Source organism: Pannonibacter sp., assembly GCF_051860505.1.
Taxonomy (GTDB): Bacteria; Pseudomonadota; Alphaproteobacteria; order Rhizobiales; family Stappiaceae; genus Pannonibacter.
This window is the reverse complement of sequence record NZ_JBHYDX010000023.1, coordinates 1-24,335: the sequence shown is the minus strand read 5'-3', so window position 1 is coordinate 24,335 and position 24,335 is coordinate 1. Positions and strand designations below refer to the sequence as shown.

Below are 24,335 nucleotides of genomic sequence, written 5' to 3'. Positions count from 1 at the left end.
GTTCGGGAAAACCGGTCAGAGCGAGCCCTGGAAGGTCAGGATCTTGTCCTTGAACTCGTCCGGAACCGGATAGGTGGCCTGCTTGGCATAGTCGAACATGACATGCACCGAGTTGCCCCGGGCAACGACCGGCCGGTCCTCGTCGTCAAGGTGCATGACATGTTCCATCTCGAAGCTCTTGGTGCCGAACTTGGTGATGTGACTGCAGATGACGATCTTCTCGCCGTATTTCGCCTGGGCAACATACTCGCAGGCCGTCTTCACCATGATGTGCGGAAGCTTTTCACGCTTCGGCGTCTGAAGGATCTCGTGCATGTATTCGAGATAGGCCGACTGCAGATAGTCATAATAGACCGGGCTGCTGACGTGACCCATGGAATCGGTGTCGCGATAACGGATCTCGACGGCGGTTTCAAAAGACTGACGGGTCATGTTCTTTCCTCATACACTGCGATTGCACGAAAGGGCCTGGCCCGGGGCACAGGTTGCTTGATCCGCCCCACCGGCGGCATGGGGACCGTGGATGGTGAAAGCCATCGGGACGGAGCCGAAGCTGCGCACGATCTTCAGGTCGAAACGGTCGATGGCGCGGCGGGTGGTGATGCACCCATCGGCAAGGCCTTTGATGCAATCCTCGGCCGCCGCGACATTGCTGGACGAAAAATGCCGGGTGATCTCGGACGGCAGCAGTCGCTCCGGTGCCGGATGGGTGGCGCAGACCTCGGGCATTGCTCCGGTCCGCGAGGCCAGCACCATTTCGTCGGTGTTGGCGATGAACACATCGAGGATCCTGAGCAGCTGGATATGGCCGTAGATGACGGAATGCAGATGCGGATAGGCGGCGACACCGACAAAGACCGCATCCTCCCGCAGCGCAACAGCCTCGGCTGCTTCCTCGATGGACCCATGCAGGCGGATCTGGGCGGAAGGGCACTTGCGGCTGCGCCAGTGCAGGCCCGCCCGTTCGCAATTGGTTCCGCTCGGCCCGAGGGTATGGACCTGATGAACCCAGGCAAAGGAAGCAACAACATCTTCAAGTTGTGGAATATATGGCGGACGCTCCGTGCCCGGATAAGGGGCCTCTAAAGGCTCGGACCAGCTGTTGCTCATCGCCGTTCTCCTTCAATCCACCCGAGATACGGGTCCAGACAAAGTAATTTGGCCGCAATAATCCGCCAGATCAGCTGATTGGCAGCGTTCAATTCAAACGCACCGTCATCAATGCCCCTAGACCATACGCAGCCTCCCGGCAGCACAGCAAATCGCATTTCCTGATTGCAGGCATCAGCACAGGTGAGGAAGCTGCACCAGAAGCACACGCAATAAGGGTGTCCGAAAAGGATCATGAGAGGCGCATCAAGGCAGCATGTCACATCCGGAGCCCCCGTCTTTTCTGCACAAAGATTCGCCACCTCGCAGCGCGTCCTGGCTGCAGTGCAGCATGAACCGGCTGAAACACGGCGCTTTTGGATTTGTGACGCACTCCGGCGCATCCCATGATTGCAAGACAAGGTGGTGGACAGCGCAGGAGTGATGCGGCAAGGGTTGACCGGGCGCGCCACGTGACGTAGCGGGAAGTCAATATGGATTTTCATCAGCTGAGGACATTTGTCGCCGTTGCCCGAGAGGGCAGCATCACACGCGCATCGGAACGGCTCTACCTGAGCCAGCCGGCCGTCAGCGCACATATCAAGGCAATCGAGGATACCCTGGGCCTGACGTTGTTCGACCGGACGTCGCGGGGCATGTCCCTGACGAGCGACGGACAAAAGCTGCTGCTCAAGGCAGAGCAGACACTTGTCGCGCACAGGGATCTGATTGACGAGGCCTCCCGGATCAAGGGGCAACTCACCGGCAGGCTGCACATCGGCGCAGGCAGCAGCATGAGCATGGATGCCGTCGGCTTGCTGATGATGAACCTGTCGCGGCGGTTTCCGGACGTCGAGGTGACACTGCAGCATGGCACGTCGCCGGAGATCCTCGCAGGATTGCGCAGCGGGGCGCTGGATGCCGGGTTCTACAACGAGGCCGGAGAACCCGAAGGGGACCTCGACTGCCACGACGTCGCCGAGTTCAGCATCTATCTGGCTGCGGCCCCGGGCCTGGTGCCGGACTGTGAAAAGACGGACTGGCAGGCTTTGGGAGAACTTCCCTGGATCTTTCCGACCGGGGGGACCTGCTGCGGGGTTGCGGCCGAGAACGTGTTCAGGCGCCACCAGTTCCGGCCACGCCGGATCATCAGCATCGACCGGGAGAGCATCACGCTCACACTGGTCACCGGGGGTATTGGCCTTGGCCTGCTGCACGCAACAACAGCGCTCGAGGCACAGGACCGCGGCGAGGTCGAGCTGATCACAGAGGTGCAGTCGGCCGTACGTGTGCTGTTTGCGTCCCTGAGCAGCCGCAAACAGGATCCGCTGATTTCAGCCCTCCGCATGATCTTGCAGGAACCCGCCAACACCCCCGTGAGCTGAAGTCGGTGCCGGGGCGTCGGGGCATTGCGCAGGAACTGTCGCCAAAGCTCGGAGGCTCGTTCGAAGATCATACCGGGCAACCGCATCGCCCTCGCCCCGGACGATGGCGCAGTCCCACCAGACCTGATCGAACGCGCCATCGATTGCCCTGGAAATCTGGCGCGCCGTCAGGACGACATGCAGGTCATCGCCTGGATAGACCGGACTGGAAAAGCGGAGCGACTGGATCTCGAACCGGTCCAGACGGGCTTCCTGACGCGTTGCCAGAAGGACGCCAGCGGACAAGCTGAGCACAAGAAACCCGTGCGCGACGCGCCCGTCAAAGAACGGATTGGAGCGGGCCGCACCGTGATCCATGTGCGCATAGAACCGGTCGCCGGTGCGCGCGGCGAAGTTCTCGATGTCAGCCACCGTGATCCGGCGCGCTGGTGTCACGATCGTGTCGCCAGGTTGAATTCCGGCCCCAGACCCGGCCAGCGCATGAGGCTGGGCGTCACGGCGCATCGCTCCGGGCACCCATTGCCCGAGCACCGAAGCCAGCATCTCCGGTGATCCTTGGAGAGCAGACCTTTGCATGTAGTCACGCAGCAGCGACACAAGGGTCTCGCCATGGGCATAGTCAGGCAATGGTGCAGCCCGATCTGGCGGATTCTGCCAAGGATGCGAGGTATCGCGCAGGCAGTCAGGGCCTTGTGAGGCCGACGCCGGCTGCGGTCGCCTGGCCGGTTGCAACAGATGGATGCCGACACCGGACCCGTCGTGGCAGAGCACACGGCGGTGCCTTGGGGCCAAACTCCGGCACAGACTATCAGCAAGCGTGACTTCGCGGGCAAAGACATGTGCCACCGCTGCGGGCGCAAGGCTCGCCAGACGATCCGCAAAGCTGACCTGGGATCCATGGGCCATCAGGGCAATCACGGGCCCATCGGCTTCAATTCGCGTCAGAACTGCAGCATCGACGAGTGTTTCGAGGCAGATCACCCGCGACCGGGGATGATCCGACGCGCTGGCGGGAAGTGGCTTCATCAGCTGCTCGCAAAGCGCAGCCGCAAGCTCTGCCGGCACCAGAACCTGACAGATCACCCCATGCCGGCTCGACGACACCTGGACCTGCCGCAATCGATCCACGCAGGCCGCGAACAACGGATCCGCCGGGCCGACATCCTGGCCGAGAACGAACGTGCTGGTGCCGCAATCCTCGACCAGAAGACGAGCCGAGGCAGCAGCCAGCAACGGATCGGCCCGCAGGGCGCGTCCCTCCGCCGCCGAACCTCGGAACGTCACGACATCCTGGCTGCCAAGATGGCAGAAGACGTTTTGACGCGGCCCGCTGAAGAGTTGCAGCGACGCATCCGGCAAGACGCCCGTCGCGAGGGCATCGCGGACAAAACGGGCAGCAAGCGCTGCACCTGGCAACCCGGGCAGGACCAGCACCGGAAGACCTGCAAGGAGCGTCGCGCCAATCCGCTCTGCTAAATCAAAAAGTGGCAGATCAGAGAGTGGCAGATCTGGCCCGGTGAGAAGAACGGCGACGCCGCGCCGTGAAACCAGAACATGCTGGCCAAGGAACGTGCCGTCCGCAGCAAGCTGTTCTGGCTCGCCGTCTGCCAGATGCGTCGTATTGGGCAAGATCGACAAGGTGGCCCGCGCCATCGACCGCAGTGCGGCGACGGCCGCCTCAAGATCCAGCCGGCGCGCGAACACCGTGCGAGCGGGATGCACGCCAACGGAGAGATATGCAGTCTGGCGTTCTTCCAGCCGGTCGGCCAGGGATTGCAGCAGCGCTGCTCGCGCATGGAACGGCTGCCGCCGCAGTGCCGCCCCACCGGCACTTCGCGCCAGCGTCAGGGCCGTCTGGATGTCTGCCGGCACCGGTCTGCTAAAAGCGTCTGGCAGGCTGGCATCAGTGAGCACTGAGGATTGCACTTCATGGCGGCCCCGAACGCCGCTGGCGCATGACCGGGCACCCTTGACGCTGTGCTGGCCAGCCTGAGGAACAGTCTGGAGATCTGATCCGGATCGAAAGCTCTCACCGGGACGCCAAGCGCCGGCAAGATAGCTTGGAGGCGAGCTGCTCAGAAACCTGTCCTGCATCGATCTGCTTCCCGGTTCTGGAGGGTCATGGGCGCGCCGGAGGACGTTGCCTGTCAGTAATCCGCAGGTGGACCGGAACACCGGCCCACCCTCAGATTTTCAATCGTGGTCAGTTCGGGCAACGATCTGCCAGCGACGTTCCAGCTTCAGCCTGGGCAATCCGCGGCATCATCGCCGTTCCCAGGGTGTGCGCAGCGACTTGCCGCCCGAGCGCCTGACCGGTGATGTTTGACCAGCGGAAATGCACTCCGGCATAGATACGCGAGAGCGCCTCTTCCTCTGCATATGCGCGGAAGCTGTTGTAATTGCGCGGCTTGCCGGGCTCGTTCTCCATCGTGAAGGCGAACTGGCCGGCGCCCAGCTCTGCTTCCAGAACGGCCTGGGCTGCCGCGCCATTGCTGCAATGCTGGCAGGGATACTCGGGATGCATCGGCGCCTGCAGGACCGAGGTCCAATCCGGATCTGCCGCAAGCTCCGGCTGGCCAAAGCCAGCACCACCGGCGCGGATCACCGTGTACGGACGCCAGAAAGCGTAGTCATACTTCGCCTTGAACCCGGCAATCACCGAATCCTGAAGGGCGACATTGAGCAGCGCAAGCACCCTTGCCTCCTCCAGCGTCGTGGCCTGGCAGTCCGCCAGCCGCTGGCGGGCAATCTTGTTCCACGGGAAGAGACCGTTGCCCGCATGCGATTTCGCGATGGCGAGCTTTTCCGGGTCGGTCTGGGTCAGCGCCCCACCCTGAAGCCTGGTTTCCTCGATATCGCGCAGGTGCTGCGCGCTGCCGACCGGCGGCGGTGGCGGAACCTGGAACTGGCCGGCGGAGGCCAGCGAAAATGGCTTCAGGTTCTTCATGCGCGGGCTGACCATCGGCGCATCCGACGTCGGCTGATAGATGCCCGGCGCGGCCGCTGCCTGTGTGAAATCCGGGGTGAAGTCTGCGCCGTCATTGTCTCGCAGCGCAAGGATGGCCTTGGCCGCACTGTCCCCGAGGGCGACCCCGGCATCTCGTGCAGCCGCATCGGAAATGCCAGCAAGAACGTTGGCGTTCGCCTTGCGCAGATCCGGCTCCTTCTCCGGAACGAATGTGGCCAGGACCTGATAGGCAGCCTGTGAGGCGGCGGCTCGTTCTGAAGCGCTGGATGGCTCGACATTGCCCAAGGCGTAAGGCCCGTAAGTCCCCGTGACGGCGTTTGCAGCGTCAAACATCGCAACATGCAGAATGGTCAACCCACGCTGCTGGCGCTGATTGGTCCACTTTGCTTCTTTCAAGGTCTTGATGGCGATGACCTGCCAGTCGGATGAAATTTCCGCTTTTGCTGGCAAAGGAAGAATAATTCCGGTCGCAACGAGCGCAACAAATGATGACATCGCACATTTCGCGACAAAATTAATCTTGAATGACATTATGAATACCCCTCCAATAGACAAATAAACCTTACGACAATTGAATTCCAGCTAGCAATTCGATTTTCCAAATGACCTCCCTCACGATCATGGAGGACACGACACTGCAATCAAAAACGAGTGCAAGCACCGCCGGGACAGCCGCCCTGTCAGCTGGAACAGATCAAGCAGAACCGGCGCGGCAGGCCCGCAGCGAAGGGGGTCAAGGACTCAGACGCTGGCTGCAAGCAGGGGCACCGCCAACCCGTTCATCTCGCGCCGGATCCGGTGAAGGCCATTGTCCGGCAATCCGAGCTGGTCAAGATGGTCGACCGTGTTGCGGAAATACTCAGCGCAGGTACCGAGCGGCCCTTTGGCTGTCGCAAGGCAGGCCGCGATCTCGGCGGTCGTCAGCCCCCGCACATAACGTTCATGCGACCGGTTGGCGACGAAAGTCACCGCGTCCGTTCGCCGGCCATCGGCAAGCCGCAAACTCGCCCAGCGCGCCTCATAGACGCCACTGGCCATCTCCCGCCGCCACAAGAGCAGCAGTTCGTGCTCAGCCTGATGCGCGGATATCCGAAAGGCCACGCCGCGACACGCGCCACCCCGGTCCAGCGCGAGCGTCAGACCCGGCCGGTCCGGCGTCCCACGGCCTGTCCGCGTCCAGATGCAGAACCGGCGATGCCAGCCCTTCGTGACGGCAGCCTGTTGCTCGTCGAAAAGGAATGTCGGGTTCCAGATCAGCGAGCCATATCCGAAGACCCAGACATCCGCTCCGCGGTTTCCAGGACGCCGGGACAGGGCATCTTCCAGCGAGGCCTCGATCTCGGCATCGCTGCGAAGAGGTGCTCCGGGCAGCGCAGCGGCCCTCCACTCGGCCAGCAAAGAGCCATCCAGCAACCGTTCCCGGGTGATCATGACAACCTCCGCGGTTTCAGGCTGCCAGACGCAAGGCCAGATGTTCGCGGATGGCCGAAACGACGTCTTCCGGCTCCGGCAGCGTGTAGTGGCCGTACATGCGGCCGTAGTCCGGCTCGTACTGTTCCTTCCATGCCGGCTCGATCACCGTATGACCATCGGTGCGCACCATCTCGACGTTGCGGCGAACGACCGGCTTGGTCCAGATGGTCGGCCCCATGACCGGGAAGAACAGGATCGGGAATGTGGCGACCAGAAACATCATGGTGAGACGGTTCTGCGCCGTGCCATGTGCCGCTGCCGCCAATGTATTGGCGGTGGCCGGAAGAACGATCATCAGATCATGATCGGCAGCGATCTTGCCCGGGCGGTCCGTGTTCCAGTCCTTCGGGTCCTCACCGCAGATCACCCGCTCGACGATCAGACCGATGCTGTCGGCATTGACGAAGGTGAGCGCTTCCGGGGTCAGGATCACGCTCATGCTGCAATCCATCAACTGGCGGATACGCCGGATGTAATGCGGCAAGAGCATTGCATCGACCGATCCGGTGACGCCGACAAGAATGCGCGGCTTTGCGGGTTCAGCAGGTTTCAGCTTGTCCATGACGACAGATCCTCGGATGGCTTTCGGCGGTGTCGGAGCTTGGGGGCCGGCAGGACAAGCCGCCGGCCCCGCGAATACACGATCAGGCCTTGTCGGTGGCGGAGGTCGGCCAGGTGGTGTTGGTGGCGCGGCGTTCCAGCGTTGCCTCGTAGGAATAGATCCAGCCGCCGAGCAGCTTGGCGATATCCGGGCGGCTGCCCTTCTGCGTCACCGCGATCCATTTCTGGTTGAATGGATGCGGCCAGTCGAAATGCTGGCATTCGACGCCCGCCTCGTCGGCAATCGCGCTGATCGTTTCCTTGCGGTAGCGAACGATATCCGGATAGAGCCAGTCGTTGCCGGTGTAGTCGGTTCCATCCAGGCTTTCGAAGAAGGTGGCGAGGAAGATCGACTGCGGCACCATCACCTTGGCCGCCTCCTGAAGGCAGAGCTTGATCTGCCAGGTGGGCGCGTGGGTGAAGATGGAATGGGCCATCAGGAAGTCGAACTTGCGCTCGAACCGGGTGAACTCGAAGTCGCTGTTCTTGATGAAGGTCGGGCGCTTGCGATTGGCAAACTCCTCGCCGAAATGGCTCTGCAGGCCATCCTGAACCGCCCAGTCCTCCGGATCGATGCCGAAGTACTTGCCGGGACGCAGGTACATGATCGCGAAACGGCCGCCGCGCAGCGAGCCGCAGCCGATGTCCAGCAGCGTGTTGGTCTCGCGCATGCCCATCAGCGTCAGAAGGTTGAACTGGGTGACGCCGATCAGGTCGTAGTAGTTCGGGGGGCCAACCCAGGCCCGGTAGTGATCACCGCCGATTTCTGCGTCTTCGCCGAACTGCTCATGCAGCCCCTGCTTTTCCGAAAGGACCAGTTTCGTCATGCGTGGCTCCCGCTTTGTGTGAGGCTGGACAAAACACCTTTACCCACCAGCCTTGGGTTGGATGGCCCCGCGCCTCGGCCGCCCCGCAAGGCCGCCAGCCACTGCGGCCACAATCGCCAGAAGCACCATCACGGCCGCCACGCAGAATGTAACGGTGAGGCCGAAACCGGCGGCATCGGGCGTGGCGGCGGCCACATCCGGCGTTCCGACGGCGAGGGCAAAAACCACTCCCATTAGCGAAGCGCCCGTGATGAGGCCAAGGTTGCGCGACAGGCTGAGCAGTCCGGAGATGACGCCGCGTCGGCCGGCCTCGACATTCATCATCACGGCCGTGTTGTTCGCCGCCTGGAACAGCTGATAGCCCGGGGTCAGCAGCGCGATGGCGACCACATAGCCGGGCAGCCCGAAGGCGACCGGCGCAAAGGCAAGCGCCAGCGCCCCCACCATCATCTGGACTAGACCGGCCACGACAATTGCATTGGCCCCGAACCGGTCGACGATCCGCCCGGCCGGAATGCCACTGAGGGTGGAGACCAGCGGGCCGACCGACAGAACCAGCCCCACAGCGGCAACCGACAGGCCAAGGCCAATGGCGAGAAAGAACGGGCCGACCACCAGCGTCGCCATCATCACCGTGGAGACGAGGATGTTCATGACCAGGCTGGCCGCAAGGCGCGGTTCACGCAGGGCCGGCAGCGACACCAGCGGCGAGCGCACCGCCGTCTCTGCAAAAAGAAACAGCCCGAAGCCAACGACGGCCACCAGGATCAGCGCCGGCGTGAGCCCGGTGAGCGCACCGCCGCCGCCCGTCACGGCAAGCGCATAGGCACCAAGGGCCAGGGCGAGGAGCAGCGTGCCGAGCGGATCGAAGCCCTCGCCGGCCTCGCGCGGACGATCGGCGGGAAGGAACCGCAAGGCCAGCAGCGCCGCCAGCCCCCCCAGAGGCACCATGACAAGGAAGATTGCCGGCCAGCCGGGCCCGGCGACCAGCAGGCCGCCCAGCGAAGGCCCGAGCGCCGTTCCGATCGCCGACATGGTGCCGAGCAGTCCCATGGCACTGCCCGTCTTGTCCTTCGGCACCGTGTCGCGCACCATCGCGACGGTGAGCGCCATCAGCACCGACGCCCCGGCTCCCTGCAGCGCCCGCGCACCAATCAGAACGGGAAGGTTCGGCGCAAGGCCGCAGACGAGCGAGGCCAGCGAGAACACCACCAGTCCGCCAACCAGCACCCGGCGGTGACCATAAAGATCACCCAGCCGTCCAGCGCTGACGATCAGCACCGTGACGGCAAGAAGATAGGCGATGATCACCCATTGCACCGCCTGAAGCTTCGCCGAGAAGGCAACCGCCAACTCCGGCAACGCGACATTCGGACTGCTGATGCCGAGCGAGGACAAGAGAACGGACAGGGCAAGCGCCACCAGCGGCAGGATGTAGTTCGGGGCCGCACCTTCGCCTGTGGTGACAGGGCCGTCAGCGGGCGTCTCACGGGCATCGGGCGCATTGGTATCAGGCGCATTCGCAGCTTGGGTCAAAACCAGGGTCCATCCATGGAACTCACTGGTTGCAACCCTAGCTCCCTGCGCGCCGCCTCAGAAGGCGCGTCGGACGCATCTCTGATTTCCGCCAGCCGCAATCGGCCGTGATCACTGGCGCTGCCCTTTCACTCCGCGCGTCAAACCGCGCGCCAGTGCGGAGGCGACATCCGGCCGTCATCAAACTTGCCGTTCGGCGCGATGTTTCGATCCGCGCCCCTGTGAGGGGGCGACCCAGCGCCTGGGGGTTGTCCCAGTCATTGTCGCGGTTTCGATCCGCGCCCCTGTGAGGGGGCGACCATTTGCGAGCAAGTGGATCACCGGTGGGGCACCGTTTCGATCCGCGCCCCTGTGAGGGGGCGACCACCGCGACAGCCTGGCAGGATGTAGCAGGCATGTTTCGATCCGCGCCCCTGTGAGGGGGCGACACGCCTAGGAGCTTGGCAAGCTGCCCCTGACTTCGTTTCGATCCGCGCCCCTGTGAGGGGGCGACGTGGCGCGTTGAAGCCGGTTGTCAGCACAGCAACGGTTTCGATCCGCGCCCCTGTGAGGGGGCGACCACCACGTTGCGCGTGTCTGATCGGCCACCGATGGTTTCGATCCGCGCCCCTGTGAGGGGGCGACGCCCAGGTGTCGGCAACAGTCCGCGGCATCATTGTTTCGATCCGCGCCCCTGTGAGGGGGCGACCGACTGTCTGCAACCATCATCAATGGCCGCTGCCGTTTCGATCCGCGCCCCTGTGAGGGGGCGACCGATGCGGACAAGGCCGGTGGTCGTGGTGTTGGTGTTTCGATCCGCGCCCCTGTGAGGGGGCGACAACATGCCATGCCCCTTGTTGTTTCTTCCAATGCGTTTCGATCCGCGCCCCTGTGAGGGGGCGACGACCAGCACGGGGAGGAATTTTACACGGACAGCGGTTTCGATCCGCGCCCCTGTGAGGGGGCGACGATCTCATCGGAACCACCAATGGGGCGGTTGTTACTGTTTCGATCCGCGCCCCTGTGAGGGGGCGACGCAACGATGATCGCCCTTGCCCAGCCCATTTTGGTTTCGATCCGCGCCCCTGTGAGGGGGCGACGACCTCGGCATAGATTTTGCCGCCGCTCTCGACCTGTTTCGATCCGCGCCCCTGTGAGGGGGCGACTCGGCGGCGGACACGTCGTCTGTCGGGATGTGATGTTTCGATCCGCGCCCCTGTGAGGGGGCGACGGGCCGGTGGGGTGCCCAAGCCTACTGGCGTGCCAGGTTTCGATCCGCGCCCCTGTGAGGGGGCGACAGACCTTGACGTCCGCGCCCGCGCCGACACGGCTCGTTTCGATCCGCGCCCCTGTGAGGGGGCGACCGGGCCTATGTCGGCGAGCCCGCATCCGGGGCACTGGTTTCGATCCGCGCCCCTGTGAGGGGGCGACGCGCACGGCTGGTGATGTCCTGGTGCTCGAGCAGTTTCGATCCGCGCCCCTGTGAGGGGGCGACGGTCCAGTTGGTCCCGGTCATTCCGGGCTTGAGAGAGTTTCGATCCGCGCCCCTGTGAGGGGGCGACCAGCGTCAAAAGGCTCCGCGCCCCGAACGGGGTGTTTCGATCCGCGCCCCTGTGAGGGGGCGACACCTATTGATTGATGAAGTTCAATTTTTAGACAGTTTCGATCCGCGCCCCTGTGAGGGGGCGACTGCTTCATCTCCGTGATGACAGTGCGGGAGACACGTTTCGATCCGCGCCCCTGTGAGGGGGCGACTCACGTCAATTGTGTGCGGCCCCGTGAGCAGCGATGTTTCGATCCGCGCCCCTGTGAGGGGGCGACGGTGAGGTGATGACCACTGTCGCCCGAGGCACGGTTTCGATCCGCGCCCCTGTGAGGGGGCGACTACCTATCAGCGGGTGATGTCTCGGGGCAATAGGGTTTCGATCCGCGCCCCTGTGAGGGGGCGACAGGAGGGAACTGTCGGCGGCTGGATCGAGAGCGAGTTTCGATCCGCGCCCCTGTGAGGGGGCGACTCCCGGATCAGCCTCTACCAGAGCGTTGACCATGTTTCGATCCGCGCCCCTGTGAGGGGGCGACTGTTGGCTCGGATGCAGCCGGAACGGCTTGCCCTCGTTTCGATCCGCGCCCCTGTGAGGGGGCGACCGTGACATGCTTGCGCAGCTCGTCCATTTCCCGGCGTTTCGATCCGCGCCCCTGTGAGGGGGCGACCCACTTCGTCCGGGTCATAGATGCCCGAGAAGCCGTTTCGATCCGCGCCCCTGTGAGGGGGCGACAGCGCGCATTTCAGTCACGGCAGGTCTTGTAAGCGTTTCGATCCGCGCCCCTGTGAGGGGGCGACAACGTCGAGCGGGACCAGAGCCGCGCCGCGATGACGGTTTCGATCCGCGCCCCTGTGAGGGGGCGACCTTCAGCCGGATCAAGTAATGTTGTGTCTTCAGAAGTTTCGATCCGCGCCCCTGTGAGGGGGCGACCTGGTGGGATGAGTCAACGGCTATCCTAAGATAAAGGTTTCGATCCGCGCCCCTGTGAGGGGGCGACTCTTCGTAGCCGTTACGGCTCTCAGACTGGTGCAGTTTCGATCCGCGCCCCTGTGAGGGGGCGACGGTGTGGTCGTAACAGGTTGCACGGCAAATGCAAATCGGGACGCATGCGCGAACGGTCGCGCTGGCGCTGCCTGCGGCGTGATCATACGCAGGGCGGGTTTGAAATCCTTCTGAGTTTTCAAAGGGCTGATGCAAGCGCGAACCGGCCGGGGTTTGCGGGCACGCTTGAGGTTCGCGCGGTCTGACCGCGATGGCCCCGCATGTGCAGGCAAAGGCGGGTTCCGGCGTCGCCGTCTGCCGAAACCGGACAGGGAAAAGCTGCCAGCCTGCTTCAATGCGGCCCGCCGCCGAAACGGCATGACACGGCTTGATCCCGCATTCATGCGTTTTGGAACCCGAGGCTCAACCTGCAATCCGAGAGCTGACAAGACTGCACCCGAACAGCCTTGCGGCTGGCAATCCGGCGCGCCGTGAGCCTCGGATTGAAGACCGAGCGCAGGAGCACTGCGAACCCGCCGCCCTCCCCAGCGCGCAGGACGGCAAAACCTTCAGGGTCGGCGACAGACTGGCAGCCTCCGGGGTCAGGCGAGTTGGAGGCGCCCGCCCTTCATGGCGCATTGCAGGATATGCGCCAGGGTAACCTGTTTCAGCCGCGTCTCGACGACAAGATCAAGATCGGTGTAAAGGTCATAAACAACACGGTCGATGGCCCGGCCCTCGTCACAGTTGGATTCCGGCATTCCGTGGCGCTTGCGGAACGGCCCGGACCCCTGCACCGCGAAATAGATGTCCCAGAGCGTCACCTGATCAGCCGGGCGGGCAAGTCGATAGCCACCGCGCGCGCCCAGAACGGCTTCGGCAAGACCGGCCTTCACCATCGATCCGATGATCCGCTTCACGATGAGCGGATTGACCGAAATATTATCACCGACAAAAACTGCATTGGACAGGTCAGGCGAGCGGAAAGTCAGGACGCACATGGCATGTACTGCGACCGAAAAGCGCTGATCAACCCCGCCTGTCGACGCGTCCTTTGCAACCATTGAGTTTTGCCCTTCCTGAATACGAAAACACCTGGGTCGGGACATTACCAGCTGAGACCGATATCCAACAGCTGTGGCAATTTTAACAGGGATTGATGGTTAAACAGGCAATTACAACCTGAAATTTCATTTCAACCGAGCCTAAACAGGGAAAGCGATGTCAGAATTTTTTCACGCGCTTCCACACTGTTTAAAAGTCAATTGCCCTCAGCTACCTCCATTAAATTACCAAATATTCAAAAGTAAAATAAGCACGCTAAATATATCAAAAAAATTATATTGCTTTAAAATGAACTTCATACAGACTGCTTCTATTAATTTTTTTTTGATCTTGAATATATACTTCGGACACATGATCCAATTTTATCATCACCGATCCAGAGTCTGAACTTTCAACCGCGACAGCAGTGCCGCCTGCAACGCCGTCGCTCGCTTGACGGATTAACGGATCGGTAATAGGAACGGATAGTGTAGCCATTATTTTTAAGGTCAGTGACGCCAATGACCACCTATTATCGCACCGGAAATTTCAACTACAAGTCGAATTCTCTGGTCTGGGGATTCGGCGGAACCTATGAAACCGCCACGACCCTCATCTTTCGCGGCAGCATGTCGATTGATGCCCCCGCCGCCCTCGCCGTTGCCGCCGTTTCCTTCGAAAGCGCAACCGTGAACGTCACTGGCACGATCAGCAGCACGGCCCGCGCCGGAGCTGTTGTCACCCTGCCCGTGCCGGTACCGCCCGGCAAGCCACAACCGAGCGGACCGGTGGATGAGCTCATTGCCGCTGGCTCCGTCATCGGCGATGCCCGCGTCACCTTCTCAGGCTCGGTCCATGCTCAGATCGAAGGAGGAGGGACGATTGGCGCCTTTTCCGCCCTTGCTGATGCCTATGTCACCGCATCGGGCCGAATGGTTTCAGAAAGAGGATTTGCCCTGCGCACCCAGGCAGCCTCCAGCGATGCCCATTCCGTCACCAGCGGGCGGATCGAGGCTGGCGGCGGCGAGTGCGCCATCATGGTCGAGGGGCGCGAGAACAGCTTCGTCACCAACACGGCGAGCGTGATGACGGGCGGCGATCATGTTGACGGCATTCTGGCGACAGCCCGCGTCGACCTCACCTTTTCCGGCGACCGTGTTGCGGCCTTGGCAGGCTCGAATGTCACGATCACCAACAGCGGCTCCCTTTGCACCAGCGGCGACGGCATCCGCGCGGAAGCGCAAGGAACCATCGCGATCCGCAACACCGGCCGCATCGACGCGGGCGGCATCGGCCTCAATGTCCGCGACATCGACGGCAGTGACGGGATCGGCCAGGCGATCATTCACCAGCGGGGCGTTCTGGAGGGCGGGACCGGCGGGATCATCGTCACGGGCGATTTCGCGACCACTGCCATCGACGTCGCTGGCGTGGTCAAGGGCGGCAGCGGTGCAGCCATCTCGACGGGGGCAAGCAGCGACAGCATTCTGGTGAGAAGCGGAACCAAGATCTTCGGCGACATCCTGACGGGTGCGGGCAACGACGTGATCCGCATCGACAAGGGCGCTCAGGTTTTCGGCGTGATCGACACAGGCAGTGGCAATGACACCGTCTTCCTCGGCAACGCCGGCTACGTGGTCAACGGCGGTGCCGGTGATGATGTTTATTATGCCGGGAGCGGCCGTGACGTGTTCCGCTTCGGTGCGGGCAGCGGCGGCCATGACCAGCTGATGGGGTTTGACCTGCGCCGGGACACCCTCGCCTTCGATGTGGGCCCGGTGGACATCCGCATCGATGGCCGCGACACGTTGATTGCCTGGTCGGACGGCAGCCTGCGCCTTGTCGGCGTCGCCAGCACGGACCTTGATCTCAGCAGCAGCTGGGTTGGCTGACATGGCTGCGGCTATCGACGAAGACCGCAAGGCGGCCCTGTCGCGCGGCGACATTGCCTCGTCCAATCTTGCCGAAATCCTGGCGATCGACTTCCGCATGCTGATGGAAACGCTCGCCCCTGGCGCCGGGCTGGCAGCTTTTGAAAAGGAAGGCATTTCCCGGCGCATGGCATTGTGTGGCGGCGCGTTGCTCGATCACTGCGGCGCCGAGGTTCTCTCCGCCTGGATCGACCATCGGAGCGATACCGTCCGTGGGCTCGCCCTGTTTGGCCTGGCAAGGCTGCATGAGGAAGCCCCTGTCGCCGACGTGCTGGCAATGGTCCGTCCCTTTGCAGCGGACGGGCATTTCGGTGTCCGGGAATGGGCCTGGCTGGCGGTTCGGCCGCGGCTGGTGCGCGATCTCGACCAGTCGATTGCCGCGCTCACACCATGGACCGGCGATCCGGATGTCAACATCCGGCGCTTTGCCGTAGAGGCGCTGCGGCCACGCGGCGTCTGGTGCAAGCATATTTCCGCCCTGCGCGAGGACCCGGCCAAAGGGTTGCCGCTTCTGGAGCCGATGCGGCGCGAGAGCGAGAAATACGCCCAGGATTCCGTCGCCAACTGGCTGAACGACGCCGCCAAGGACCAACCCGACTGGGTCAGGGCCCTGTGCCGGCGCTGGCTCACAGACACCAACGATTGCCCGCCGACGCGGCGGATCACCACTCGGGCCTTGCGCTCATTGAAATAGTGGTTGGAGACAAGCCATGAAAGACCGGCTCGGCCGCTTCAAGAATGCTCATTTCGCATTGCTGCCTCCACAACTTATGCGTTTATTTGCAGTGCGACGCATCCGTACGAGCGACATTTCCTTTCCGGATGTGACCTTCAAGATCGTCTCGACCGAAGAAGAGATGGCCGGGGCCTTTGCCCTGCTCGAGGACAGTTATGTGCGGCGCGGCATCGTTGCCAAAGGTCAGATGCGCTTGCAGGTCATCAGCCTGCTTCCATCGACCACGACCTTTATCGCCAAAAAGGGCGACCAGGTTGTCGCCACGCTCTCGCTGATCGAGGATTCCGATCTCGGCCTTCCCATGGAGAAGGTTCACGCAAGGGAAGTCGCCGGCGTGCGCCAGCTCTTCCGCAAGGTGGCGGAAGTGGGGGCGCTCGCGGTGCGCGCGGATCAGCGCCGGACCGGCCTGTCCATCATGCTTTACAACATGATGTACCGCTGGGCCCGATACTGGCGGCATGTCGATGACCTCATGATCGCGGTGCATCCCTCGGCCCGGTTCTTCTACAGGAACCTCCTGCTGTTCCGTGCGCTCGGGCCCGTGCAGACTTACGAGGGCCTGCGCGGGGCTGCGTCCCTTCCCATGCGCCTCGACATTCCCGGCGTCCAGATGCGCTTTCACCGCATCTACCGCGGGCAGGTCGTCGACGCGCGATCCGGGCTCGATTTCTACGACTTCTTCTGCGCGCCGTCGGACCGCTTCGACTTCTCCGCACATCCCGATTTTCGCCGGCCGGTCGCCATCTCTGGCCCCCTGGAAGACCGCGCGGTCAGTGGCCTGATGCGGCGGTTTTCGTTGTGTCCGACGGCCATGGAGGACCGCGAGGCGGCAGCCCTGCGCCGCCATTTCCCTGACCTTTCCCTGACCCTGGACGGTGCCGCATGACACTCGACCTTCCCCTTGCCGTCTTTCACGAGATGACCACGCGCCAACAGTTGCCACGCACGCCGGAGACCGAGCTGGTCATGAACGGCGTGCAGACGGTGGAGGACTATTCCAGCTGCGGCGAGGAAGGCGGCGCCCTGTTCGGGCCGTATCTTTACAACGCCTTGCAGGTCTCCGCCCGCGTTTCGCCGGGAAACAGGGTGATCGACCTTGGCTGCGGATCAGGCCGCCTTTTGAACCTGATTGCCAGCTGGAATCCGGATGTTTCTTTCATCGGGATCGATCTGGCTCCCGTGATGCTCGCCACAGCGCGTGAGCAGGCGGAGCTGCTCGGCTTGCGCAATGTCACCTATCTTGAAGCGGATTTCTCGCGCCTTGACGACTTTGGCCTGCATGAAGCCGACGCCGTCATGTCCTCGATGGCGCTGCACCACCTGCCCGATCGTGACAGCCTGACCCGGTGTTTCCAGGCGATCAGCCGCGTTCTGAAGCCGGCCGGACATCTCTATCTGATGGACTTCGGACGGCTGCGCTCCCGTCAGGCAGTCGAGATCTTCGTCGGCAAGGTCGCCCGCACGGAGACGCCCGCGCTCAGCCAGGACTATCGCGCCAGCCTCTATGCCGCCTTCACCCCGGAAGACTTCGACCAGGAAATCCTGCGCCTTGGCCGCATGGACGTCACCCTGCATCGCAGCGTGATCGCGCCGCTCCTGATGGTTGCCTGCACCCCGGCGACCCGTCCGGCGGGCCAGCGCGCGGTCAATGCCTTTTCGCGCGCCCAGCGCCAGCTGTCGGCGCACCGCCGTGCCGAGCTGTCGCAGATGCGGCTGTTCCTGCGGCTGGGCGGTCTGGGCTTCCCGCTGTGATGCGGCCCTTGCCATCGCCAGATACGGCCCTGGAGCGGTTTTGCCTGGCGGTGCACGCCAGCGGAACAGCTGGCCGTCTGGGCGATGCCGCCAGTGCCGACGCGCGCGGTCACGACACGCTGGAGTGGGCGCGCCCTGCCGCAGCCCCTCTCGTCCTGCAGCTTGAGACCGAGGGCGAGATCCGGGCGGCGCTGGATCTGGCCCGGCGCGAAGGCTTGAGCATTCATCCGATCTCAAGCGGGCACAACTGGGGTTATGGCACCGCGCGTGCCGCCAGCCCTGAAACACGGGTGCTGTTCGACCTGAGCGGCATGGCACGCATTCTCGACTTTGATCCCGACCTCGGCATGATCACCGTTGAGCCTGGCGTCACCCAGGGCCAGCTCGAGGCCTTTCTGGCCGAGCAGCAGGCGGATTTCATGGTGCCGACCACCGGTGCAGGCCCCGCCTGCAGCCTCGTCGGCAACGCGCTGGAACGTGGCTATGGCATGACGCCGGTTGCCGACCACTTTCAGGCCGTGCTCGGGCTGACCGCCGTTCTTGCCGACGGGTCGCTGTATCGCTCGCCGTTTCTCAGAGCCTCCCCGGAGCAGTCCTCGCCTGCCGTCTACCGCTGGGGGAGCGGGCCCTATCTCGACGGGCTGTTCAGCCAAAATGGCGGCGCCGTCGTCACCAGCCTGACATTGCAGCTCATGCCGCGGCCAGCGGCGGTCGAGATGTTCGTGTTCTGGCTCAAGGCCGACGCCGATCTGGAGCGCACCATCGACACCATGCGCAGGATCCTGACCCGAAGCGGGCTTACCATCGGCGGCATCAACCTGATGAATGCGGCCAGGGTCGGTGCGCTCGCCGGAGATGCCGCCCTGAAAGGCGCGCCCTGGATCGGAACCGGCGTCGTCTATGGTGACCCTTCTGTCGTGCGCGCCGGCCGCAAGGTGTTGCGCCGGGCGCTGAGGCCCGTTGCCGCGCGGATGGCCTTCGTCAACGGCGCGCGCCTGCGTCTTGCCGAGACGCTTGCCCGTCTGCCGCTTGTCGGCCGATCTCTGGCCCCGCTCGTTGCTCCCGTCAGCGCTGCCTATCGCATGCTGGCAGGCCACCCGGGCGAGTTTGCCCTGGCGCTCGCCTATGGCGGTGCGCCGGCGGCGATGCCGCACAGCGGACGGGACCCGGCCCGCGATGGTTGCGGCCTCTTGTGGTACGCCCCGATCGTTCCGATCGAGGGAAATGCCGCCCGGCGCTACATCGAAATGGTCAGCAAGATCTGCAACGCCCATGGTTTTGCCGCCCCGATCACCTTTTCCACCCTGTCCGCTTCCGCCTTCGACAGCACGGTGCCGCTGCTGTTTCCGCGCGACCGGGAGAACAGCGACAGGGCTCTGGCGTGCCTGCGCGCGCTCATTGCCGAAGGCCGCCGGCTCGGGTTTCCCCCCTACCGCTTCCACAGCGGCCTCATGGATGAGGCCACCGCCGGGAACGATGCCTACTGGCAGATGGCCGAAAAGGTCCAAAACGCAATCGACCCGGACGGCCTCATCTCGCCCGGACGCTACCGCCGCCGCGCCGAACCCGATGCCCTTGCCCCCCTTCTGCAGGAGACCCTCGCATGACCCGTATCGCGATCATCGGCCGTGGCCTCGCCGGCAAGATGGCAGCCCTGTACCTTGCCCGCGACATGGCCGACGCGGACATTACCGTGATCGACCCGGAGGCCGAAGGGCTGCCGGTTGTGGGCGAGTCCACCGTCGAGGTGACGGCCCAGTTCATGAAGGCACTCGGCCTCGGGGAACATCTCGAGGAAGATCACCTGCACAAATATGGCCTGACCTACTACTTCCGCCTGCCACCCGGCGAGGGGCCCGATACACCGGACTACATCCAGCACGAGGCCCCCGGGATCATCCGCCTGCCCTCCTACAATCTCAACCGGCACAGCTTTGATGCCGAACTGGACGCCAGGATCGACCCGCTGGTCACCCGTGTCACCGGCCGCGTCCACGGGGTTGATCTGTCCGAGCAGCCCGGAGCGCCGCAACAGGTCAACGTCCAGCTTGCCGATGGCTCGACCCGGCAGATCGAAGCCGATCATGTCATCGACTGCTCGGGACGCATGCGTGTCCTGACCAAGCAGTTCGGCCTGCACCAGGACCCGCCTTACCAGCGCTGCAGCTACTGGTTCCGATTGCAGGGCTTCGACCGGCGCATTCTCGACGGCTTGCGACTGGCCAAGCTGAAGCAGCACTGCTTCGACTCCTACTACGTCACGCATCACTTCTACGGTCAGGGCTACTGGATCTGGATCATCCCGATGCGCAGCGACACCGGCGAGGACATGGTGAGCTTCGGCATCACCTACCGGCCGGAAGTGATGGGCGAGAAGCGCATGGGCTTTGAACGGCTCTGCGAGGTGCTGGAACGCGACCACCCACAGCTGAAAGCGCTGATCCAGACCGGTCGCAAGCTCGATGACAGCCGCTACTTCAACTACATGTATGAAGCCAGCAGCTACTACGACCGCAAGGGCCGCTGGTTCCTGCTGGGCGATTCCGGCTTTACCTTCGACCCCGCCAACAGCGCCGGCATTGCCTATCTGGCGCATCAGATCCCGCAGATCACCGGCATGATCCGCAAGGCCCGCAAGGGCATGCTGACCCCTTGCTATGTCGAGGCACTGGAGGGCCACCTGCGGGCCCAGCTCGCCCTGCAGGACCAGTGGAGCAACTGGTACGAGGTCATGAATGACCCGGTGAAGATGGCCTGGACGCTGATCGTCGCCAACATGGGCTATTTCCACCTCGTGGTGCCGAACTACATGAGCGGCGCATTCCTCAATGCCGGCGTCGCCAAGCAGGTCTCGATGCTGCTGCCCCGCTACGAGCGTGGGATGCAGCCGCCGGTCTATCCGTTCCCCAAGCTGCTCGACGCCCTTGCCATGACGACGGACCCGCAGGACCTGATCCGCAGGGCACCGGCGCTCTACGAGACAACGGTGCCTTTCAGCTACTACCGGCCGGATGACATTCCGCGTGGCCGCCTGATCAGTCGCTATTTCCGCAAGCGCGCGTATTTGCGGATGAAGGCGCTGGCCCTGCTGGCGCCGCTCGGCAAGCCGAAGCACTGGCTGCTCGCCATCGGGCAGACGCTGCTGGCCGGCGGGGACCTGGCTCGCTCCGCGATGATCGGTCTCCTGCCCTGGACCTATGAGCGGGCTGCATCAGTGAAGCCGGCCCATCAGAGCCCCTTTTCGCCGCCTTATGCCTTTCTCTTTGCGCCGAACAAGCACATCGGCATGGCCCAGTCGCGGCTTGTCCAGCGCCGGCAGGCGGCTGAGCGGGCCCGGCAGTTGATGCCGCGGCTGCCAGCCGACGACGTCGTCACTGCACAGCCCCATGCTCATGCTTCGCAACTGATGCGCAAACCTGCTGCGGACGCTGCGGCATGAGCTCATCCAGTCGGCCGGGTCCCTTGCTGCCTCCTGCGGCTCAGACGGGGGCGGCCGCACCGCTTGCGGTTGCGGTCGCCCTGCAGGAAACATTCGCCAGCGACCTTACCGAACAGGCGTTGCAGCGTCTTGGCCACGTCGGACCCCGGCTCGGCGCGCTGGCTGGCCTTCTTCCGGATCAGGCGCGCCGCGCCGCGCGGGCCGCCGACGCCGCAGCCCGAACGCTTGGCACGGAGGCATTGGTCCGCCAGCCGCTGCTCGGGGTGCCGATCACGGTCAAGGAAGGCCTGAAGGTTGCCGGCGCGCCGTGGATGATGGGCGCGCTCCGTCACCGCGCCCGGATCGCTGACGAGGACGGCACCGTCGTCCAGCGGCTGCGGAGGGCCGGCGCCGTGATTGCCGGTGTCGGCAGCATGGCCGAGATGGCGCTGTGGCCGGAAACGGTGAACCGCATCACAGGACGCGCGGTTCATCCGCTGGACGCAAGACGCACACCCGGTGGCAGCTCGGGCGGCGATGCGGCCCTGGTGGCAGCAGGCGCAGTGAGTGTTGCCGTCGGCACGGATGGCGGCGGCTCGGTGCGCATCCCCGCCGCCTATTGCGGCCTCTATGCGCATAAACCGACGGCTGGACTGGTGCCCCTGACCGGGCATGTGCCGCTGGACCGGGGCCCCGCAGCGGCTGCGGCGCCGCTGGCACGCTTCTTTGCCCCCGGACCGATGTGCCGCGAGGCAGCCGACCTTTGGCCGATGCTGTCGGTGATGGCTGGTCCCGACGGAATACATCCGGACATGGAGGCTCCGCTTCCCTCCAGCCTGCCTTGGCCCACTCCGGCACAGCTGGAGGGGCGCATCGTCCATGTGCTGCCCGCCCCGTCCATCAGCGGCTGCGAACGGACGGACCCAGCCCAGATCGCAGCCGTGGAACAGGCCGCCGGCTTGCTGCACGCGGCAGGCGCGCGTTTGCAGTCCGTGCGGACCGACCTGCTGCAGGATGCGTTCTGGATCTGGATGGGCACCCTGCGCTGCGCCGCTGACGTGACGATGGAACAGCTCGTTGGCGACGGCTGCCGCCTGCCGCTGCTGCGCCAGTCCTTCCGCCATATGACCGGCCGCGGCGAACATACCACCGCCGCGCTGCTGCTGGCCTGGAGTGCAAGGCTCGATCCGACGGGCCCCCGGCTCTGGCGGCGCTGGCGTGACCGGGGCCTCGACCTGTCAGCGGAGCTTGCCGACGTGCTGGCGGGCGACGCATTGCTGCTGTGCCCGCCGGTGCCCGGACCAGCACCGCACCATGGCCATGCCTTCCGCCATCCCTTCAACATCGGCGCAACCGCCGTGTTCAACGTACTCGGCAATCCCGCCACCATCGCCCCGGTTCTCCTCGGGCCGGAGGGCTTGCCGCGTGCCGTCCAGATTATTGCATGCCCGGGTGCCGACCACCTTGCTGTGTCTGCCGCCCTGGCCCTCGCGCGGACGGAAATCTTCCCTTAAGACAGGACACTTCCATGAAGAAGACTTTGCTATCCCTGAGCTTTTCGCCCCGCGTCGCATCGACCAGCGCGGCCCTTGCCGACGGGTTCATCGCCGACTGGCACAAAGCAAATCCGGACGCAGAGCTGCGCCGGCGCGCCCTCGGCCGGGAGGTGATCGCAGGGCCGGACGACGCCTGGATCGCCGCCAACATGACGCCGGAGGCCGAGCGCACCCCGGAGCAGGTCCAGCGCCTTGCCGCTTCGGATCAGGCCATCGCCGACCTGCATGCGGCCAGCCATATCGTCATCGCCACCCCGATGTTCAATTTCGGTCTGCCCTGGACGCTGAAGTCCTATGTCGATCTGATCATCCGTGTCGGCAAGACCTTTTCCTTTGATCCGGCCACCGGCTTCGGTCCGCTCCTGTCTGCCGACAAGAAGCTGATGATCGTCTGGTCCAGCGCGGGCGAGTACCAGCCCGGCACGCCGACAGCACCGTTCGACCATCTGACGCCCTATCTGCGCCAGGTTTTCGGCTTCATGGGCGTCACCCAGTCAGACGCGGTCTCGGCCGGCAACATGTGGGGCGGCCCGGATGCAGCGGCCGCTTCGCTTGCCTCCGCCCGTGCCCAATTGGCCGCACTCAGCCCGAACTGGTAGGCCCGCAAATCCACAAAGGCCTGTTCTGCCACTTTATGCCGGGCGGTATGCCCGGCATCTTTTCACATCGCCGGAGCCGCATATGCAGATCCCGATCACCGAACTGTTTCTCATGGCCCTTCTGGTGATCTTCACCGTGCCATATCTGGTCTGGCGTCTGCTTGGCCAGCGCAGCTGGGCGCCGCTGGTCGTGGTGCAGATCGTCGGCGGCATCCTGCTCGGCCCCGGGGTGTTGGGCGCAGCTCTCCCGGATGTCTACACGCTGGTCTTCACGGAGAAAGTCATCACGGCCCTCAATGGCATCGCCTGGTGGGCCGTGATGATGTTCGTCTGGGTTGCCGGCATCGAGCTCGACCTGCATGAAGCCTGGGCCAAGCGGCGGGAAACCGGCACGGTTGCCTTGCTCGCGCTCATCGTTCCGCTCGGGCTCGGCGCCGGTGCGGCAGCTGTGCTGCTCACCACCGACGGCTGGATTGGTCCGGGCGGGGCATATTGGCAAGTGCTGCTCGGCATTGGCATGGCCTGCGCCGTGACAGCGCTGCCGATCCTGGTCCTGTTCATGGAAAATATGAACATCCTGCGCGCAAACCTTGGCCAGCGCATCCTGCGCTATGCAAGCCTTGACGACGTGGCCATCTGGGCCGTTCTGGCCTTGATCCTGCTCGACTGGGAAAGGGTAACGCGGCAGGCCGGCTTTCTGATCATGTTCATTCCAGCCGCCTTGCTCGCCCGCCGGATCATAGCCGCTTCCGGAGAGCGGGACCGCTGGATCCTCGGGCTGATCTGGTTGATTGCCTGCAGTCTTGCTGCCGACTGGGCCGGGCTGCACTACATGGTCGGCGCCTTTCTGTCCGGCTCTGTTTTGGACAGCCGCTGGTACAATCTTGAGCGGATGGATGCGTTTCGCGGCACGGTGC

General features: G+C 64.0%; 19 protein-coding genes and 1 CRISPR repeat array. Of the genes, 10 read left to right on the top strand and 9 right to left on the bottom strand.

The window, feature by feature from the left end; all coding sequences use genetic code 11:
- Positions 1-15 precede the first annotated feature (15 nt).
- Positions 16-432 carry an acyl-CoA thioesterase gene (locus ACTIFE_RS15675; RefSeq protein ID WP_439530101.1) on the bottom strand — a complete coding sequence of 139 codons (417 nt, stop codon included), beginning with the start codon at positions 430-432 and terminating at the stop codon, positions 16-18.
- A gap of 9 nt (positions 433-441) precedes the next feature.
- On the bottom strand, positions 442-1,110 hold the full coding sequence (locus ACTIFE_RS15670; protein ID WP_439530100.1) for a prephenate dehydratase: 669 nt from the start codon (positions 1,108-1,110) through the stop codon (positions 442-444).
- Between the two features lie 473 nt (positions 1,111-1,583).
- Between ACTIFE_RS15670 and ACTIFE_RS15665 the strand changes: the two genes are divergently transcribed.
- The gene (locus ACTIFE_RS15665) at positions 1,584-2,474 is read left to right on the top strand and encodes a LysR family transcriptional regulator (RefSeq protein ID WP_439530099.1); all 891 of its coding nucleotides are present in this window, start codon (positions 1,584-1,586) and stop codon (positions 2,472-2,474) included.
- Here ACTIFE_RS15665 and ACTIFE_RS15660 read toward each other — a convergent pair.
- The 7 genes from ACTIFE_RS15660 to ACTIFE_RS15630 form a co-directional block, all read right to left on the bottom strand.
- A complete protein-coding gene (locus ACTIFE_RS15660) occupies positions 2,424-4,346 on the bottom strand; it encodes a MaoC/PaaZ C-terminal domain-containing protein (RefSeq protein ID WP_439530098.1) in 1,923 nt (640 codons plus the stop codon). The genes ACTIFE_RS15665 and ACTIFE_RS15660 overlap by 51 nt on opposite strands.
- Before the next feature lie 331 nt (positions 4,347-4,677).
- Positions 4,678-5,937 (bottom strand): vanadium-dependent haloperoxidase, encoded by a 1,260-nt coding sequence (locus ACTIFE_RS15655; protein WP_439530097.1) that lies wholly within the window; start codon positions 5,935-5,937, stop codon positions 4,678-4,680.
- Positions 5,938-6,183: 246 nt separating this feature from the next.
- Positions 6,184-6,873, bottom strand: coding sequence for a gamma-glutamylcyclotransferase (locus tag ACTIFE_RS15650; protein ID WP_439530096.1), 690 nt, complete (start codon positions 6,871-6,873; stop codon positions 6,184-6,186).
- A gap of 16 nt (positions 6,874-6,889) precedes the next feature.
- On the bottom strand, positions 6,890-7,477 hold the full coding sequence (locus ACTIFE_RS15645) for a flavoprotein (RefSeq protein WP_439530095.1): 588 nt from the start codon (positions 7,475-7,477) through the stop codon (positions 6,890-6,892).
- Between the two features lie 82 nt (positions 7,478-7,559).
- On the bottom strand, positions 7,560-8,342 hold the full coding sequence (locus ACTIFE_RS15640) for a hypothetical protein (RefSeq protein WP_439530094.1): 783 nt from the start codon (positions 8,340-8,342) through the stop codon (positions 7,560-7,562).
- A gap of 39 nt (positions 8,343-8,381) precedes the next feature.
- Positions 8,382-9,776 carry an MFS transporter gene (locus ACTIFE_RS15635; protein WP_439530148.1) on the bottom strand — a complete coding sequence of 465 codons (1,395 nt, stop codon included), beginning with the start codon at positions 9,774-9,776 and terminating at the stop codon, positions 8,382-8,384.
- A gap of 305 nt (positions 9,777-10,081) precedes the next feature.
- Positions 10,082-12,463: direct repeats of the CRISPR family, unit length 31 nt; unit sequence GTTTCGATCCGCGCCCCTGTGAGGGGGCGAC.
- Positions 12,464-12,984: 521 nt separating this feature from the next.
- Positions 12,985-13,446 carry an Rrf2 family transcriptional regulator gene (locus ACTIFE_RS15630; RefSeq protein WP_439530093.1) on the bottom strand — a complete coding sequence of 154 codons (462 nt, stop codon included), beginning with the start codon at positions 13,444-13,446 and terminating at the stop codon, positions 12,985-12,987.
- A gap of 501 nt (positions 13,447-13,947) precedes the next feature.
- Here ACTIFE_RS15630 and ACTIFE_RS15625 point away from each other — a divergent pair.
- The 9 genes from ACTIFE_RS15625 to ACTIFE_RS15585 form a co-directional block, all read left to right on the top strand.
- On the top strand, positions 13,948-15,318 hold the full coding sequence (locus tag ACTIFE_RS15625) for a hypothetical protein (RefSeq protein WP_439530092.1): 1,371 nt from the start codon (positions 13,948-13,950) through the stop codon (positions 15,316-15,318).
- Position 15,319: 1 nt separating this feature from the next.
- Positions 15,320-16,051, top strand: coding sequence for a HEAT repeat domain-containing protein (locus tag ACTIFE_RS15620; protein WP_439530091.1), 732 nt, complete (start codon positions 15,320-15,322; stop codon positions 16,049-16,051).
- A gap of 76 nt (positions 16,052-16,127) precedes the next feature.
- Entirely contained in the window at positions 16,128-16,979 is an 852-nt protein-coding gene (locus ACTIFE_RS15615; RefSeq protein WP_439530090.1) for a GNAT family N-acetyltransferase, read from the top strand.
- Positions 16,976-17,845: a class I SAM-dependent methyltransferase gene (locus ACTIFE_RS15610; RefSeq protein WP_439530089.1), complete on the top strand. Its 870-nt coding sequence runs from the start codon at positions 16,976-16,978 to the stop codon at positions 17,843-17,845. Before ACTIFE_RS15615 ends, ACTIFE_RS15610 begins: the two co-directional genes overlap by 4 nt.
- Before the next feature lie 8 nt (positions 17,846-17,853).
- Complete coding sequence (locus tag ACTIFE_RS15605) at positions 17,854-19,452, top strand: FAD-binding oxidoreductase (RefSeq protein ID WP_439530088.1); 1,599 nt, start codon at positions 17,854-17,856, stop codon at positions 19,450-19,452.
- A complete protein-coding gene (locus ACTIFE_RS15600; RefSeq protein ID WP_439530087.1) occupies positions 19,449-21,284 on the top strand; it encodes an NAD(P)/FAD-dependent oxidoreductase in 1,836 nt (611 codons plus the stop codon). Before ACTIFE_RS15605 ends, ACTIFE_RS15600 begins: the two co-directional genes overlap by 4 nt.
- Positions 21,281-22,777 carry an amidase family protein gene (locus ACTIFE_RS15595; RefSeq protein ID WP_439530086.1) on the top strand — a complete coding sequence of 499 codons (1,497 nt, stop codon included), beginning with the start codon at positions 21,281-21,283 and terminating at the stop codon, positions 22,775-22,777. Before ACTIFE_RS15600 ends, ACTIFE_RS15595 begins: the two co-directional genes overlap by 4 nt.
- 14 nt (positions 22,778-22,791) lie before the next feature.
- A complete protein-coding gene (locus tag ACTIFE_RS15590; RefSeq protein ID WP_439530085.1) occupies positions 22,792-23,418 on the top strand; it encodes an FMN-dependent NADH-azoreductase in 627 nt (208 codons plus the stop codon).
- Between the two features lie 82 nt (positions 23,419-23,500).
- On the top strand, positions 23,501-24,335 hold an 835-nt coding region (locus ACTIFE_RS15585), incomplete at its 3' end, for a cation:proton antiporter (protein ID WP_439530084.1).

What these genes read in the sequence shown, in the direction of transcription:
- ACTIFE_RS15675 (WP_439530101.1), bottom strand. Translation starts at nt 432, where the DNA reads ATGACCCGTCAGTCTTTTGAAACCGCCGTCGAGATCCGTTATCGCGAC.
- ACTIFE_RS15670 (WP_439530100.1), bottom strand. Translation starts at nt 1,110, where the DNA reads ATGAGCAACAGCTGGTCCGAGCCTTTAGAGGCCCCTTATCCGGGCACG.
- ACTIFE_RS15665 (WP_439530099.1), top strand. Translation starts at nt 1,584, where the DNA reads ATGGATTTTCATCAGCTGAGGACATTTGTCGCCGTTGCCCGAGAGGGC.
- ACTIFE_RS15655 (WP_439530097.1), bottom strand. Translation starts at nt 5,937, where the DNA reads ATGTCATCATTTGTTGCGCTCGTTGCGACCGGAATTATTCTTCCTTTG.
- ACTIFE_RS15650 (WP_439530096.1), bottom strand. Translation starts at nt 6,873, where the DNA reads ATGATCACCCGGGAACGGTTGCTGGATGGCTCTTTGCTGGCCGAGTGG.
- ACTIFE_RS15645 (WP_439530095.1), bottom strand. Translation starts at nt 7,477, where the DNA reads ATGGACAAGCTGAAACCTGCTGAACCCGCAAAGCCGCGCATTCTTGTC.
- ACTIFE_RS15640 (WP_439530094.1), bottom strand. Translation starts at nt 8,342, where the DNA reads ATGACGAAACTGGTCCTTTCGGAAAAGCAGGGGCTGCATGAGCAGTTC.
- ACTIFE_RS15630 (WP_439530093.1), bottom strand. Translation starts at nt 13,446, where the DNA reads ATGGTTGCAAAGGACGCGTCGACAGGCGGGGTTGATCAGCGCTTTTCG.
- ACTIFE_RS15625 (WP_439530092.1), top strand. Translation starts at nt 13,948, where the DNA reads ATGACCACCTATTATCGCACCGGAAATTTCAACTACAAGTCGAATTCT.
- ACTIFE_RS15620 (WP_439530091.1), top strand. Translation starts at nt 15,320, where the DNA reads ATGGCTGCGGCTATCGACGAAGACCGCAAGGCGGCCCTGTCGCGCGGC.
- ACTIFE_RS15615 (WP_439530090.1), top strand. Translation starts at nt 16,128, where the DNA reads ATGCGTTTATTTGCAGTGCGACGCATCCGTACGAGCGACATTTCCTTT.
- ACTIFE_RS15610 (WP_439530089.1), top strand. Translation starts at nt 16,976, where the DNA reads ATGACACTCGACCTTCCCCTTGCCGTCTTTCACGAGATGACCACGCGC.
- ACTIFE_RS15600 (WP_439530087.1), top strand. Translation starts at nt 19,449, where the DNA reads ATGACCCGTATCGCGATCATCGGCCGTGGCCTCGCCGGCAAGATGGCA.
- ACTIFE_RS15595 (WP_439530086.1), top strand. Translation starts at nt 21,281, where the DNA reads ATGAGCTCATCCAGTCGGCCGGGTCCCTTGCTGCCTCCTGCGGCTCAG.
- ACTIFE_RS15590 (WP_439530085.1), top strand. Translation starts at nt 22,792, where the DNA reads ATGAAGAAGACTTTGCTATCCCTGAGCTTTTCGCCCCGCGTCGCATCG.